Genomic DNA, 14,930 nt, shown 5'->3' with positions numbered 1-14,930 from the left:
TGGCGGGCGCGGTCAAGCCGGTCCCCTATGCGAGCGACCCGGCGATCCGGGGGCTTTCCCGATGACCTCGCTGAAGAGCGGGGCATCGTACAGATTTGGAGAGGTGACGGATGAGAATTCTCGTGCCGGTCAAGCGTGTCGTCGACCATAATGTCAAGATCCGCGTCAAGGGCGATGGCTCCGGGGTCGACCTGGCCAACGTCAAGATGTCGATGAACCCGTTCGACGAGATCGCGGTGGAGGAGGCGGTACGCCTCCGGGAATCCGGAACCGCCGATGAGGTGGTCGTGGTGTCGATCGGTCCGGCTCAGGCGCAGGACGTGTTGCGGACGGCGCTGGCGATGGGGGCCGACCGCGCCATCCTGATCAAGGCCGATGATGCGGTCGAGCCGCTCGGCGTCGCAAAGCTGTTGAAGGCGGTCGTCGAGGTCGAGCAGCCGCAACTGGTCCTGCTTGGCAAGCAGGCGATCGACGATGACTCCAACCAGACCGGGCAGATGCTGTCCGCGCTGCTCGGCTGGTCGCAGGCGACGTTCGCCTCGGAGATCGCGCTGGCCGGTGATCGGGCCACGGTGACGCGCGAGGTGGATGGCGGGCTTCAGGTGATCGAGGTGGCCCTGCCGACGGTGGTGACGGTCGACCTGCGCCTGAACGAGCCGCGCTACGCCTCTTTGCCCAACATCATGAAGGCCAAGAAAAAGCCGCTGGAGGAAAAGACCGCCGCCGATTTCGGCGTGGCGATCGCGCCGCGCCTGAAGGTGCTGAAGACCGAGGAGCCCGCCGCGCGCAGCGCCGGGGTGAAGCTCAACAGCGTCGCCGAACTCGTCACCAAGCTCAAGGTCGAGGCTGCGGTCCTCTAACTTCCTGTCCGGGAGCATTCACGATGCCCATTCTTCTGTTCGCCGACCATGACAACCAGACCCTGGCCGACCAGACCGCGCGCACGCTGACCGCGGCGCAGGCGATCGGCGGCGAGATCGACATCCTTGTGGCCGGGCAGAATGCCCGCGCCGTCGCCGAGGCGGCGGGCCGGCTGACCGGGGTGCGCCGGGTGCTGATCGCCGAGAGCGAAGCGCTGGCCGAGCGCCTGGCGGAGCCGACCGCCGCGCTGATCGTCTCGCTGGCGGGCGATTATGACACGATCATCGCGCCTGCCGGGAGCGCGGGCAAGAGCGTCCTGCCGCGCGTCGCCGCGCTGCTCGACGTGATGCAGGTGTCCGAGGCGATCGAAGTGGTCGCGCCCGACACCTTCAAGCGTCCCATCTATGCGGGCAATGCCGTGCAGACGGTGCAGGCGACCGACGCGACGAAGGTCGTGACGGTGCGCACCGCCGCCTTTGCGCCGGCCGCCTCCGGGGACCAGGCTGCGCCCATCATCGAGGCCGGGGCGGGCGAGGGCGCGGACAAGAGCCGCTTCGTCGAGAACCGCTTCGCCGCCAGCGACCGGCCTGAACTCGCCTCCGCGAAGATCGTGGTGTCGGGCGGGCGGGCGCTCGGCTCGGAGGAGAAGTTTCGCGAGACCATCCTGCCGCTGGCCGACAAGATGGGCGCGGCGGTGGGGGCATCGCGCGCGGCGGTCGATGCGGGCTATGCCCCCAATGACTGGCAGGTGGGACAGACCGGCAAGGTCGTCGCCCCCGACCTGTACGTCGCCTGCGGCATTTCCGGCGCGATCCAGCATCTGGCGGGGATGAAGGACGCCAAGGTGATCGTCGCGATCAACAAGGATGCCGACGCGCCGATCTTCCAGGTCGCCGATTACGGCCTGGTCGGCGACCTGTTCGAGTTGGTGCCCGAACTCGAACGCGCCCTGTGAGCCATCCATTTTTCCGGGGGAGCCCGATCGATGAGTGAAAAATCCTATGTCATCCGGCTCAGCTGCAAGGATCAGCCGGGCATCGTCGCCGCCGTCACCACCGCGCTCGCATCGTTGGGGGCCAATATCCTGGAGTCCAACCAGTTCTGGGACCGGCAGGCGGATCAGTTCTTCCTGCGCATCGCCGTCACCGTGCCGGCCACCGTCACGCGGGAGGCGGTCGAGCGCACGGTGCAGCCCTCGGTCGACCGGTTCGACCTGCACCTGAAGGTCACGGATGTCGACCAGCGGCCCAAGATCATCATCATGGTGTCGAAGTTCGACCATGCGATGCATCACCTGCTCTACCAGATCAAGGTGCGCTGGCTGAACGCCGAGGTGGTGGCGATCGTCTCCAACCATGATTCCGCGCGCGGTGCCGCCGAGATCGAGGGCATCCCCTTCCACCACTGGCCGGTGAACAAGGACAACAAGGCGGAGCAGGAGCAGAGGCTGCTCGATCTGGTCCGCGATACGGGGGCCGAACTGGTGGTCCTCGCCCGCTATATGCAGGTGCTGTCGAACGAACTGTCCGAGCGGTTGTATGGGATGGTCATCAACATCCACCATTCCTTCCTGCCCAGCTTCAAGGGCGCCAAGCCCTATCACCAGGCGCATGATCGCGGGGTGAAGCTGATCGGCGCGACCGCGCATTATGTGACGCCCGACCTGGATGAAGGGCCAATCATCGAACAGGAGACCCAGCGGGTCAGCCACAGCCTGACCAGCGAGGATTTCGTCGCCACCGGCCGCGACATCGAGTCCCGCGTGCTCGCCCGTGCCGTCAAATATCATCTTGAGGGCCGCGTCATGCTCAACAGCCACAGGACGGTGGTGTTCACCCCCTGACCCATCCGTGCCGTGGTGCGGCGGCGGACGTGTGGGGAGTCGCGCTCCGTCGCCGCATGACCTCTTTTGAAAGACCGATGATGACAGCGTCCATCATTGACGGCCGGGCCTTTGCCGATGGGCTTGGCCGGAAGATCGCCGGATCGATCCCGATATTCGAAGCCTATGCCGGGCGGCGGCCGGGGCTGGCGGTGGTGCTGGTAGGGACCGACCCCGCCAGCGAGGTCTATGTCCGCAGCAAGGGGCGCATGGCCCGCAAGCTGGGCATGGAGAGCTTCGAATATGTCCTGCCCGAGACGACCACCCAGGACGAATTGCTGGCTCTGGTGGCGCGACTGAACGCCGATGACCGGATCGACGGCATCCTTGTCCAGTTGCCGCTGCCCAAAGGGCTCGACGCGCTGGCCGTGGTGACGGCGATCGACCCCGCCAAGGATGTCGACGGCCTGCACCCGATGAGCGCGGGAATGCTGGCCTCCGGCTTGCCCGGCATGGTGTCGTGTACCCCGCTGGGCTGCATCATGCTGCTGGAGGCGACGCTGGGGTCGCTCGCCGGGCGCGATGCGATCGTGGTCGGACGCTCGATCCTGGTCGGCAAGCCGATGGCGCAATTGCTGCTGGCGCGCGACTGCACCGTGACCATTGCCCATTCGCGCACCCGCGATCTGCCCGGCAAGGTGGCGCAGGCCGAGATCGTCGTCGCGGCGGTGGGCGCGGCCGAGATGATCCGGGGCGAATGGATACGCCCCGGCGCGACCGTCATCGACATCGGCACCAGCCGGATCGAGCGCGACGGTCGCAAGACGCTGGTCGGCGATGTCGACTTTGCCGGGGCTGTCGAGCGGGCCGGAGCGATCACCCCGGTTCCCGGCGGCGTCGGCCCGATGACGATCATGACCCTGATGCACAATGCCGTGATCGCGGCGCATCGCCGGGTCGGCCTGCCCGAACCGACATGGCGATGACCGACCGGCCCTTCCCGATACCCTGTTCCACGATCTCCGAGGAGAAATAGAAAATGGCTGCGCTACCCCCCAAAGCCCGTGTGGTGATCGTCGGCGTCGGCGGCATCGTGGGCGCGTCGATCGTCCATCATCTCGTCGAGCGGGGCTGGGACGATATCGTCGGGATCGACAAGTCGGGGGTGCCGACCGATATCGGCTCGACCGCGCACGCCTCCGACTTCTGCTATGCGACCAGCCACGACTATCTGACGACGTGGACGACGCTCTACTCGATCGATTTCTTCGAGAAGATGGGGCATTATTCGCGGATCGGCGGGATCGAGGTCGCGCGTGTCGGCGACGACCAGCGGATGGACGAGATCCGCCGCAAGGTCGCTTCGGGCAAGGCGTTCGGCACCCGCGCGGAGCTGATCGACCCGGCGACGATCAAGGCGAAATTCCCGCTGATCGAGGAAAGCCTGGTGCAAGGCGGACTGTGGGACCCCGATGCCGGTCTGGTCGTGCCGCGGTCGCAGACGGTGGCGGGCAAGCTGGTCGACCAGGCGGTCGATGCGGGCAAGCTCAGCGTCTTCGCCAACACCTCGGCGCTGTCGCTGGTGATCGAGGAGGGGCGCATCAGGGGCGTCGAGACGACGCGCGGCACGATCATGGCCGATTATGTCGTGGTCTGCACCGGCCTGTGGGGTCGCCTGATCGCCGAGATGGCGGGTGAGGACCTGCCGGTCTTCCCGGTCGACCATCCGCTGACCTTCTTCGGCCCGTACAAGGAATTCGAGGGGACCGGCAAGGACATCGGCTATCCGCTGCTGCGCGATCAGGGCAATTCGGCCTATATGCGCGACACCGGCGACCCCAGGACGACCGAGGGCGGCCAGATCGAATGGGGCTATTATGAGGAGCAGGCGCCCCGGCTCGTCCATCCGCGCGACCTGCTGGAGAAGGAACAGGCCCGCCTGTCGCCGTCGCAGCGCGACCTGGAGATGGATCAGGTTCTCGAACCGCTGGAGCGCGCGATCGAGCTGACCCCGATCCTCGGCGAGTTGGGCTATAATGAAAGCCATTCGTTCAACGGCCTGCTCCAGACAACCACCGATGGCGGCCCGTCGATGGGCGAGAGCCAGAAGGTGCGCGGCCTGTGGTATGCGGTCGGCATCTGGGTGAAGGACGGCCCCGGCATGGGCAAGCTGATCGCCGACTGGATGACCGACGGGCGCACCGCCATCGACCATGCCAGCATCGACTATGCGCGCTTCAATCCGTTTCAGCTCGAGGCGAAGTTCATCGAGGAACGCTGCCTCGAAACCGCCGCGAAAATCTACAACCCGCCGGTCCATCCGCGCGAGCCCTTTGCGGGCGGACGCGGCATCCGCCGCTCGCCCTTCTGGGAGCGGGAGAAGGAACTGGGCGGCTATTTCATGGAACTGGGCGGCTGGGAGCGCGCGCATGGCTATGCCGCGAACGAGCATCTGCTGGAGAAATATGCCGACCAGGTGCCGGTGCGCGAGAATGAATGGGACAATCGCCATTTCTGGCGCGTGTCGAATGCCGAGCAGCTCGAACTCAGCGCCGATTGCGGCATCATCAACCTGTCGCACTTCCATATCACCGATATCGAGGGGCCGGACCATGTCGCGCTGATGGAATGGCTGTGCGCGGCCAAGGTCGGCGGCGACGCGACGATCGGGAAGGGTGTCTATACCCATTTCCTCGACGACGAGGGCAATGTCCGCGCCGACTTCACGGTGTTCCGTCTCGCCGATCGCTGCCGTCTGGTGAACGGTGCCGATGCCGGGCCGCGCGATATCCATTATATGCGCCGCGTCGCGCAGGATCGCGGGCTGGACGTGACCGTGACCGATGTGACCGAGAAATATGTCACCATCGGGATCTGGGGGCCGAACGCGCGCGTCAATCTGCAGAAGGTGGTGGAGGACCCAGAGGCGCTGTCGCTGGAGAATTTCCCTTTCGCCGCGATCCGTACCATCCGCATCGCCGGCAAGGACGTGATGGCCTTCCGCATCTCCTATGTCGGCGAACAGGGGTGGGAACTGCACATGGCCTATGAGGACGGGCTGGCGGTGTGGGACGCGCTCCGCTCCACCGGCGTCATCGCGGTCGGCGTGGAAACCTATGCCAATTCGCGGCGGCTGGAGAAGAGCCTGCGGCTTCAAAATGCCGACCTTCTGACGCATTATAACCTGCTCGAAGCCGATCTGGCGCGGCCCAAGGCCAAGGAAGCCGATTTCCGCGGCAAGGCGAAGAATCTCGAACATCGCGCCCGCGCGCATCAGCCCGCCAAGCTGTGCACGCTGGTGATGACCGACAATGTCGATAGCAAGGGCGTGAAGCGCTATCCGGTCGGTATCCTGCCGGTGCTCGAACCCGAGACCGGCGAGACGCTGGTCGATGAACTGGGCCGCCGCTCCTATACCAGCTCGATCGCGTTCGGGCCGTCGATCGGCAAGACTATCGCGCTGGCCTATCTGCCCTGGTCGCATTGCCAGGAAGGGCGCAAGCTGGAGGTCGAATATTTCGGCGAACGCTATCCCGTGGAAGTGGCGTCGGTCGGCTATCGCCCGCTCTACGACCCGGAAAACCGCAAGCCCAAGAGCTGATCCGGCTCCGACCCATGGGTGGCGACGGCCAGCGCCACCCATGCCGTTCCTCGGCGACAAGCGACCCGTCATGTATGTCATTCGGCTGAAAAACTGCTGCTTCTTTGCCCATCACGGTGTGTTCGACGAAGAGGAGCGACTGGGGCAGCGGTTTCAGGTCGATGTCGAACTGAAGGTGGAAGCCCCCTCCGCGCTCGACAGCGACATGATCGGCGAGACGGTCGATTACGGGCTGGTCTTTGCCGAGATCGAGCGCATCCTGTCGGGGCGGCGGCGCTTCCTGATCGAGGCATTGGCGCTGGATATCGCCCGCGCGCTTTGCGACCGCTTCGTGCAGGTGGTCCAGGCCCGCATCGTCCTCCGCAAGCCCAATGCGCCGGTGCGCGGCGTGCTCGACCATGTCGAGGTCGAGGTCGCGTGGCCGCAAGGCCTGTCGCAGCCGGTCGGCGAGATGGGTCTGGCATGTCGCGAAATGCAGGGTGCGTTGACGCAATCATCCTATTGGCTGAAGCAGGGGCAGGAATAGCCTCCACCTATACGAAGCCCGGTGGATCGCGACGCACGGGCGGGGAAAACCATAAAGCGACAGGAGGAGCGGCGAACGCCATGGCTTCATCCCGACCCGGTTCGGACGGGTGGCGATGGTCGTTCCGGCTCTGCAACGGAAAGGATGACGAGGTGAACCCACGCAGTGAAATGCTGAACCTGATCCGGTCGCGCAAGGAAGGCCATTCCCTTCCGCAGCCCTTCTACATCGACCAGGAATTCTTCGACCTCGATCTCGAACTGATCTGGTATCGGGACTGGCTGTTCGCCGGGCATGATTGCGAGCTTCTGAAGCCGGGCAGCTACTTCACGCTTCAGGTCGGGGCCTATCCGGTCGTCGTGCTGCGCGACCGTGAAGGCCGGATCCGGGCGTTCCACAATAGCTGTCGCCATCGCGGCAGCCGGGTGTGCACCTCGGTCCGGGGCACGTCCGCCAAGCTGGTCTGCCCTTATCACCAATGGACCTATAATCTCGACGGCTCGCTGGCCTTCGCGCGGCAGATGGGCGAGGATTTCGACCCCAGCGAACATTCGCTCAAGCCCGTCGCGTGCGAGAGCGTCGCGGGCTATATCTTCATCTGCCTGGCCAACGAACCGGCGGACTTCGCGCCGTTCCGCGAACTGATGCAGCCCTATTTCGCGCCGCACAACCTGACGGAGGCCAAGATCGCGTTCGAATCGACGATCGTCGAGAAGGGCAATTGGAAGCTGGTCTGGGAAAACAACCGCGAATGCTATCATTGCGCGGGCAGTCACCCGGAGCTGTGCAAGACCTATTCCGAATCGCCCAACGTCACCGGGGTCAGCGGCGGCGGTGAAGATCCCGAGATGGCCGAGCATTGGGCGCGGTGCGAAAGTGCCGGGCTACCCGCCAAATTCCAGATCCATGACAGCGGCCAGTTCCGCGCGATCCGTGCGCCGCTGCTGCGTGAGGCCGAAAGCTATACCATGTCCGGCAAGCGCGCCGTGGCCCGTCCGCTGTCGGACGCGGTGCAGGCCGAGCGGATCGGCGCGCTGATGCTGTTCAACTATCCGACGACCTGGAATCACGTCCTGATCGACCATGCCGTGACGTTCCGCGTCATGCCGATCGGCCCGAACGAGACGGCGGTCACGACGAAGTGGCTGGTCCACAAGGATGCGGTCGAGGGCGTCGACTATAAGCTCGACGAACTCACCCATGTCTGGACCCAGACCAACGACCAGGACCGCCGCATCGTCGAGGAAAACGCCTTCGGCATCCGCTCGCCCGCCTATGAGCCCGGCCCCTATTCGGAACTGCATGAGGGCGGGGTGATCCAGTTCGTCGACTGGTATGCGCGCTTCGTCGAGACGCGACTGGGCGGATCGGGACAGTCGCACATCCGGCGCGTGGCGTGACGGACGCGCGGCATTGACGGTCGTGACGATGGTCCAGCATCGGCATCTGGACGAGATGACACCATGGAACGACCGCCTCCACATGCTGGAGGTGGTCGGGGTGGTGGACGAGGCGCCGGCGGTGAAGACCTTCATCTTCCGGTCGCCGGACGGATGCTGGTTCCGGTACAAGCCGGGACAGTTCGTCACGCTCGAACTGCCGGTCGGGGACGGCGAGCCGTTGTTCCGCACCTACACGCTCGCCTCGAGCCCGTCGCGACCCTATTGCGTCGCGGTGACGGTCAAGGCGCAGGAGGGGAGCGTGGGCACGCGGTGGATGTTCGACCATCTGCGTCCCGGCATGCGGATCAAGGCCTATGGCCCCAACGGCCATTTCACCCATGTCGATCATCCCGCCGGTCGCTATCTGTTCATATCGGCGGGATCGGGCATCACCCCGATGATGGCGATGCTGCGCTGGATGGCCGATCTCGCCCCGCAGAGCGACGTCGCCTTCGTCAGTTGCGCGCGCAGCCCGCGCGACATCATCTTCCGCCACGAACTGGAACTGCTCGACCGGCAGATGCCGAACCTGTCGCTCAGCGTCATGGTGAAGGGCAATTCGCTGGGCGAAAGCTGGTTCGGGCATCGCGGGCAGATCAGCCATCCGATGCTGGCAATGCTGGTTCCCGACCTGATGGAGCGAGAGGTCTTCTGTTGCGGGCCGGAAGCCTTCATGGCGCTGGTCCAGGATTTCCTGCGCGATGCCGGGTTCGACATGGCGCATTATCATCAGGAGAGCTTCGGCGAGGCCGCTGCCGACGCGCCGGCCGAACAGGTGGCGATCGTCACCGAGGCGGGGGCAGAAGCGGGGGCGGCGAGCGACGGGGCGATCCCGGTCGTCTTCGCCAATTGGGGTGTCACCGGCAGCTGCCAGCCGGGGCAGACCGTGCTTGAGGCCGCCCGCGCCGCCGGGGTTCGCATTCCGGCTGCGTGCGAATCGGGCATTTGCGGAACCTGCAAGACCAGGAAGATCTCCGGCGAGGTCGTGATGACTCACAATGGCGGGATTCTGGATGAAGAGGTGGAGGAGGGCTATATCCTGGCCTGCTGCTCCCGCCCCTTGGGGCCGCTGGAACTGGACGCCTGAAGCAACGGGGAGCGCGCGTGACCGAGGAACGGATGATAGAGGGCGTGAAGGACTATACCGCGCCCGCCGGAGGCTGGGGCGCGTTGCGTGCGGTCGCGGTGGCGGTCCGGGGGCAGATGGCCGATGCGCGCGCGCTGCTGTCGGTCAACCAGCCTGACGGGTTCGACTGCCCCGGCTGTGCCTGGCCCGATCCGAAACATGGTTCCTCGTTCGAATTCTGCGAGAACGGCGCCAAGGCGGTGACGTGGGAGGCAACCGCCAAGCGCGTCGACCCGGATTTCTTCGCGCGCCATTCCGCCAGCGAATTGTGGACGTGGAGCGATCATGAACTGGAGGATGCGGGACGGCTGACCGATCCGCTGCGCTATAATCCCGACACCGATCATTATGAGGTGATCGGCTATGACGAGGCATTCCGCCTGGCGGGGGAGGCGCTCAATCGGCTCGACCATCCCGATCAGGCGGAATTCTATGCCTCCGGCCGGACCTCGAACGAGGCGGCGTTCCTGTGGCAGCTTTATGTCCGCGCGTTCGGGACCAACAATTTCCCCGATTGCTCGAACATGTGCCACGAGGCGACGAGCACCGGCCTGCCCCAGTCGATCGGCATCGGCAAGGGCACGGTGACGCTCGAGGATTTCGAGCATGCCGATGCCATTTTCTGCATCGGCCATAATCCCGGCACCAACCATCCGCGCATGCTGTCCTCGCTGCGCGATGCGGCCAAGCGCGGTGCGGCGATCATTGTCGCCAACCCGATGAAGGAACGCGGGCTGGAGCGCTTTCAATCGCCCCAGCATGTCGGCGACATGGTCCGGCCGGGCGGCGTGGCGCTGGCGTCGGCCTATTACCAGGTCCGGGTCGGCGGTGATCTGGCCATGCTGAAGGGCATGATGAAGGCGATTCTTGCGCGGGACGCGGCCGATCTGGCGGCGGGCGGAGCGGGGGTGCTGGACCGCGCCTTCATCGCCGAGCACACGACTGGATTCGAGGCGCTGGCCGCCGATATCGCCGCGGGTGACTGGGCCGAGATCGAGCACCGCTCCGGCCTGTCGCGGGCCGAGATCGAGGGCATGGCGGACATATATGTCCGGGCCGAGCGGGTGATCGTCTGCTATGGCATGGGCATCACCCAGCATCGGCATGGCACGCGCAACGTGCAGCAGATCGCCAATCTGCTGCTCCTGCGCGGTCATTTCGGACGACCGGGCGCGGGCATCTGTCCGCTGCGCGGGCACAGCAATGTCCAGGGTGACCGGACGGTGGGCATTACCGAACTGCCGACCGAGGCGTTTCTCCAGCGGCTCGACAAGGCCTTCGGCATCCGCGGTCCGCGCCGGCATGGGCATAATGCGGTCGAGGCGTTGAAGGCGATGCGCGACGGGCGGTCGCGCGCGATCCTGTCGCTGGGTGGCAATCTCGCGGTGGCGATGCCCGATCCCGAGGCGTGCTTCGCCGCGTTCCGCAACATGGACCTGTCGGTCACGATCGTCACCAAGTTCAACCGCACCTGCCTGCTCCAGGCGCGCGAGACGCTGGTCATCCCCTGTCTCGGCCGCACCGAGCAGGATATGCAGGCGAGCGGGCCGCAATTCGTGACCGTCGAGGATTCGATGTCGATGGTCCACGCCTCGCGCGGGCGGCTGAAGCCCGCTGCCGAGGGGCTGCTCTCCGAACCGTCGATCGTGGCGGGGCTGGCCAAGGCGACGCTGGGCGCGACGTCGATCGACTGGGACTCAATGGTCGCCGATTATGATCGCATCCGCGACAAGATTGCCGAGGCTTTCCCCGATTTCGGCGACTTCAATACGAGGGTGCGGCAAAAGCACGGCTTTCGCCTGACCGTCGGGCCATCGAACCGGGTCTGGAATACGGCCGATGGCAAGGCGCATTTCCTGGTTCACCCGGATATGGACGGGGCGGGCGGCAATGCCGATGCGCCGTTGGTCCTGACCACGATCCGCAGCCACGATCAGTATAATACGACGATCTATGGCCGGAACGACCGCTATCGCGGGATTACCGGCCGGCGGGACGTGGTGTTCGTTCACCCCGACGATCTGGCCGACGCCGGATTGGAACACGGCGATCTGGTCGATGTCGTCGCGGGGCCAGACCGGGTTCTCGGTGGCCAGGTCGCCGTCGCGCACAGCATCGCACGGGGATCGGTCGCCGCTTATTACCCCGAGGCCAATCACCTCATCGCGCTGGAAGATCACGACGTGGAGAGCGGCACGCCCGCCTATAAATCGGTCCCCGTCACGCTGCGGCGGGCGGAGCGTGGGGCCGATTGATGACCGGCGCGCGGGCGGACGTCGTCCCGGGTTGCGCCCGTCAATCGTTGCGTCCCTTGGCGAGGCGGCTGCCCGGTCTTTCGTCGCAATGCGTTGTGGGAACGCTTGAACATCTCAGCCTTCGAGTCTAAACCAGACTAAACACTCTGGTTTAGATGTCATGCGAAAACCCAATCCAGCGAGTCAGGCCGCGCAGCGGGGGTATCTTATCGCGGCGGCGCGCCGCTGCTTCGCGCGGGCCGGGTTTGACGGCACCAGCACCGAAGCCGTGCGGATCGAAGCCGCGACCAGCACTGGCAAACTGTTTCACTATTTTCCCAACAAGAAGGCGCTCATCCTGGCGGTGGTCGAAGAGCATCATCGCCAGACGCTGTCATGGCTGGAGACTCTGGAGAAAAAGGCAGATGTGGGCCAAGCGCTGCGCGATCTGCTTGCAGGCGTCATTGCAGCCGCAGCCGATCCCCTGGAACGGCGGTTGGTCCTGGAAATAGCCGCTGCCGCTTCGCGCGATGCTTCGATCGCGAATCTGAGCGCGGAAACGGACATGGCAATGATGCAAACCATCGCGGCCCTCATCAGGCGGCACGAGAAGCCATTCCTCCTGCCCAGCGAGCGGATGGCGGCGCTGCTCTCCACCTGGATCGACGGTGTCTTCAGTCGCGCGGGCTCCGATCCCGGCTTCGATCTGCCAGCGATGAAAATAACGATCGACGAATTGTTGGTCATCCTAGCGGGTCAACAGGAGGGGCGTAACCATGCCTGATCGCATCGAAAGTATCGATGCCGTGAGAGGTTTCGCGCTCGCCGGGATCCTCGTGGTCAACAGCCTCGTCTTCGCCTCGACATGGTACGGCACCGGCCTGACCGCACCCGACACGAGCTGGCTGGACATGCTGATAGAAGGTGTCATCTCGACGTTGTTCGAGCTCAAATTCTATCTGCTGTTCTCATTTCTGTTCGGTTATTCCGTCACCTTGCAGATGCAATCTGTGGAAAAGGCCGGTGCCAGCTTTCTGCCTCGCATGCTGCGTCGCCAATTCGGGCTCTTTCTTATCGGCGCCCTGCATGCCGTCGTTCTTTTTCACGGCGATATTCTCACGACGTATTCCAGCCTGGGCCTGGCACTCCTGGCTTTGAGGAACAGAAGTGACCGATTCCTCATGGGGCTCGCGGTCATTCTGATTGTGTCGACATCACTCCTTTGGGCCGCTCTTGCCATTTGGCAGGCGAGCCTGCCAGCGCTGGATCAGACCGACACGGCGCGCGTGATGATCCTTGTGGCAGCCGAAACCTGGAGGGGGCCGCCCGGGCAGATCATATCCGGCCATCTCAAAGCGTTGAACAATTTCCTACCCTTGCTGCTGCTCCTGCAGGCGCCATCCGCATTCGCGATGTTTCTTCTGGGCTATGTCGCCGGACGCAACGGGATGTTTGGTCAGATGGACGTCGTGCGGCGACACTGGGCGCGGCCCATCTGCAAGCTCGGCCTGTTTCTTGGCTTGCCCGGTGCCCTGTTCTACGGATTGGCCGCGACCTTTCAGCCCGGCACTTACCTTGAAACCGGAGGCCTGGCGGTGTCCGTCATCACGGCGCCATTCCTGTCGGCGGCCATGGTTCTTGGCGTGCTGCGCATTCTGGCTCGCCCGGCCGCGATGCCCTTGTTTGGCGCTCTGGCCGCAGCCGGAAGAATGGCGCTGACAAATTACCTGCTTCAATCGGTCGTGCTGGCTCTGGTGTTCCATGGCTATGGCCTTGGCCTCGTCAACCGGCTCTCGATGGCTCAGCTATTGCTGATGAATATTGCGATCTTCACCTGTCAACTGCTCGTCAGCAAAGTCTGGCTGTCACACTTCCGCTACGGACCGCTGGAATGGATACTGCGCGGCTTTACCCGCCTCTCATTCCACCCTTCGAGATCCATAGGATAGGCGCCGGCGGGTGGCATGACCTGATGCATGATCTCACGAGGACCGGTAGTGTTCATACCCGGCTTTGTTGCTCAAGAGTGCGAAAGAATGGCAAGCCTCAAGTGGTGAGGTGTGGCTGCCAAACGGCTACAACGGGGCGGGACCTGACCGCTGATACTCAGGATTCGTCGGACGGTAGCGTAGGGTCGGCGGTTTTCTATCTCACCCGTTGGGCCACGAACGATGAAGATGAGCACTACACCTACGCTGTAGCACTCCCCTAGAGCCGCCTTTCACCGAAGCGGGGCGCCGTTCCCCGCTCTCGACTACTAGGGCCGAGACTCAATCAAAGCCAGAATGCGAGTGCAGTTGCGATAGCGACGCCTGAGAGGAAGTTGTCGGCGAGCTTGTCGTATCGGGTCGCTACGCGGCGGAAGTCTTTGAGGCGGCAGAAGGCGTTTTCGATCAGGTGGCGACCGCGATACCGGTTCTTGTCGTAGCGGATGGTGCGTTTGCGGTTTCGTCGTCCGGGAATGACAGGAACGGTTCCGGCGTCACGTAGTGAACGGCGCAGCCGGTCGGCGTCGTAGCCTTTGTCGGCCAGCAGATAACGCATCCGGCCAGCACGTTCGAGAAGCGCAGGCGCTGCCTTCACGTCGCTGACATTGCCGGCGGTCAGCATCAGGGCATAGGGACGGCCGATGACATCGGTGAGCGCGTGGACCTTGGTCGTCCAGCCACCGCGCGAGCGACCGATCGCCTGGATCTGGCGCCCCCTTTTCCGCCGAAGGCCGCGCGTTGCGCCTTGATGTAAGTGCTGTCGATCGCGGTGCTCTTCGTGACCACGCCGGCATTCACCAGCGCGTCGAGCAGCCTGAGCCAGAAGCCACGGCGCGACCAGCGGTTGAACCGGTTGTAGATCGTCGTCGATGGCCCGTAATCAGCCGGGCAGTCGCACCAGCGACAGCCGACCTTCAGCACGTGCACGATCCCGGAGATCACCCGCCGGTCGTCCACTCGCCGCGCGCCGGGCTGGTTCTTCGGCAGATGCGGCTCGATCGCCGCCCACGCTTCATCCGACAACCAGAACAGCGCCATGCCTCACTCCTCCTGATCCAACCCCCACTGAATCAGGAATGCTGCTATCTCTCAAGATGCTGATTGGGTTTGGACCCTAGCATTACAGTTGCATATTGATCGGAATTCTGAATCAATAGGTCTCCATGGTAAGGAGGCCGTGGATGGCGGGCGCATCGATCGAGACGACACTGGAGCTGTGGGCGACATCGCTGCGCGATGTGAAGGCGCGGATGCGCAGCCTTTTCACGCAGGACCGGGTAGCGGCGTCGGCCAGTCTTTTCCTGGATGGCCTGCTGGGTGATGAGCGGCG

At 64.4% G+C, this 14,930-nt stretch carries 11 protein-coding genes and 2 pseudogenes; 12 read left to right on the top strand and 1 reads right to left on the bottom strand.

Translation table 11 applies throughout. The features are described from left to right. Positions 1-110: 110 nt before the first annotated feature. The 11 genes from RN629_RS16155 to RN629_RS16105 all read left to right on the top strand — a co-directional run bounded on the left by RN629_RS16155 (position 111) and on the right by RN629_RS16105 (position 13,561). Positions 111-860: an electron transfer flavoprotein subunit beta/FixA family protein gene (locus tag RN629_RS16155; protein ID WP_407036150.1), complete on the top strand. Its 750-nt coding sequence runs from the start codon at positions 111-113 to the stop codon at positions 858-860. Positions 861-883: 23 nt separating this feature from the next. Further along, a complete protein-coding gene (locus RN629_RS16150; protein ID WP_407036149.1) occupies positions 884-1,816 on the top strand; it encodes an electron transfer flavoprotein subunit alpha/FixB family protein in 933 nt (310 codons plus the stop codon). A 30-nt stretch (positions 1,817-1,846) separates the two neighbouring features. Continuing rightward, the gene (gene purU / locus RN629_RS16145) at positions 1,847-2,704 is read left to right on the top strand and encodes a formyltetrahydrofolate deformylase (protein ID WP_407036148.1); all 858 of its coding nucleotides are present in this window, start codon (positions 1,847-1,849) and stop codon (positions 2,702-2,704) included. A gap of 80 nt (positions 2,705-2,784) precedes the next feature. After that, positions 2,785-3,669, top strand: coding sequence for a bifunctional methylenetetrahydrofolate dehydrogenase/methenyltetrahydrofolate cyclohydrolase FolD (gene folD / locus RN629_RS16140; protein ID WP_407036147.1), 885 nt, complete (start codon positions 2,785-2,787; stop codon positions 3,667-3,669). Positions 3,670-3,722: 53 nt separating this feature from the next. After that, the gene (locus tag RN629_RS16135; protein WP_407036146.1) at positions 3,723-6,284 is read left to right on the top strand and encodes a GcvT family protein; all 2,562 of its coding nucleotides are present in this window, start codon (positions 3,723-3,725) and stop codon (positions 6,282-6,284) included. A 70-nt stretch (positions 6,285-6,354) separates the two neighbouring features. Further along, positions 6,355-6,810 carry a dihydroneopterin aldolase gene (gene folB, locus RN629_RS16130; RefSeq protein ID WP_407036145.1) on the top strand — a complete coding sequence of 152 codons (456 nt, stop codon included), beginning with the start codon at positions 6,355-6,357 and terminating at the stop codon, positions 6,808-6,810. Between the two features lie 152 nt (positions 6,811-6,962). Continuing rightward, positions 6,963-8,210: an aromatic ring-hydroxylating oxygenase subunit alpha gene (locus RN629_RS16125; protein WP_407036144.1), complete on the top strand. Its 1,248-nt coding sequence runs from the start codon at positions 6,963-6,965 to the stop codon at positions 8,208-8,210. Between the two features lie 22 nt (positions 8,211-8,232). After that, positions 8,233-9,339, top strand: a complete 1,107-nt coding sequence (locus RN629_RS16120) for a 2Fe-2S iron-sulfur cluster-binding protein (protein WP_407036173.1) — start codon at positions 8,233-8,235, stop codon at positions 9,337-9,339. A gap of 32 nt (positions 9,340-9,371) precedes the next feature. After that, positions 9,372-11,633 carry an FdhF/YdeP family oxidoreductase gene (locus tag RN629_RS16115; RefSeq protein WP_407036172.1) on the top strand — a complete coding sequence of 754 codons (2,262 nt, stop codon included), beginning with the start codon at positions 9,372-9,374 and terminating at the stop codon, positions 11,631-11,633. 160 nt (positions 11,634-11,793) lie between these two features. Next, complete coding sequence (locus tag RN629_RS16110) at positions 11,794-12,396, top strand: TetR/AcrR family transcriptional regulator (protein WP_407036143.1); 603 nt, start codon at positions 11,794-11,796, stop codon at positions 12,394-12,396. After that, entirely contained in the window at positions 12,389-13,561 is a 1,173-nt protein-coding gene (locus RN629_RS16105) for a DUF418 domain-containing protein (RefSeq protein ID WP_407036142.1), read from the top strand. The genes RN629_RS16110 and RN629_RS16105 overlap by 8 nt, the downstream gene beginning before the upstream one ends. A 325-nt stretch (positions 13,562-13,886) precedes the next feature. Here the strand turns inward: RN629_RS16105 and RN629_RS16100 are convergent. Further along, positions 13,887-14,638: pseudogene (locus RN629_RS16100) on the bottom strand (IS5 family transposase). Between the two features lie 125 nt (positions 14,639-14,763). Between RN629_RS16100 and RN629_RS16095 the strand changes: the two are divergent. Then, positions 14,764-14,930 (top strand): annotated as a pseudogene (locus RN629_RS16095) (IS701 family transposase); the annotation flags it as partial.

The organism is Facivitalis istanbulensis (assembly GCF_040560405.1).
Classification (GTDB): domain Bacteria; phylum Pseudomonadota; class Alphaproteobacteria; order Sphingomonadales; family Sphingomonadaceae; genus Sphingomonas; species Sphingomonas istanbulensis.
The sequence above is the reverse complement of the archived record's forward strand: the minus strand, read 5'-3'. Positions and strand labels throughout refer to the sequence as shown.

Coding starts and splice junctions, on each gene's coding strand:
- RN629_RS16155 (WP_407036150.1), top strand. CDS start 111: ATGAGAATTCTCGTGCCGGTCAAGCGTGTCGTCGACCATAATGTCAAG.
- RN629_RS16150 (WP_407036149.1), top strand. CDS start 884: ATGCCCATTCTTCTGTTCGCCGACCATGACAACCAGACCCTGGCCGAC.
- purU (WP_407036148.1), top strand. CDS start 1,847: ATGAGTGAAAAATCCTATGTCATCCGGCTCAGCTGCAAGGATCAGCCG.
- folD (WP_407036147.1), top strand. CDS start 2,785: ATGACAGCGTCCATCATTGACGGCCGGGCCTTTGCCGATGGGCTTGGC.
- RN629_RS16135 (WP_407036146.1), top strand. CDS start 3,723: ATGGCTGCGCTACCCCCCAAAGCCCGTGTGGTGATCGTCGGCGTCGGC.
- folB (WP_407036145.1), top strand. CDS start 6,355: ATGTATGTCATTCGGCTGAAAAACTGCTGCTTCTTTGCCCATCACGGT.
- RN629_RS16115 (WP_407036172.1), top strand. CDS start 9,372: ATGATAGAGGGCGTGAAGGACTATACCGCGCCCGCCGGAGGCTGGGGC.
- RN629_RS16110 (WP_407036143.1), top strand. CDS start 11,794: ATGCGAAAACCCAATCCAGCGAGTCAGGCCGCGCAGCGGGGGTATCTT.
- RN629_RS16105 (WP_407036142.1), top strand. CDS start 12,389: ATGCCTGATCGCATCGAAAGTATCGATGCCGTGAGAGGTTTCGCGCTC.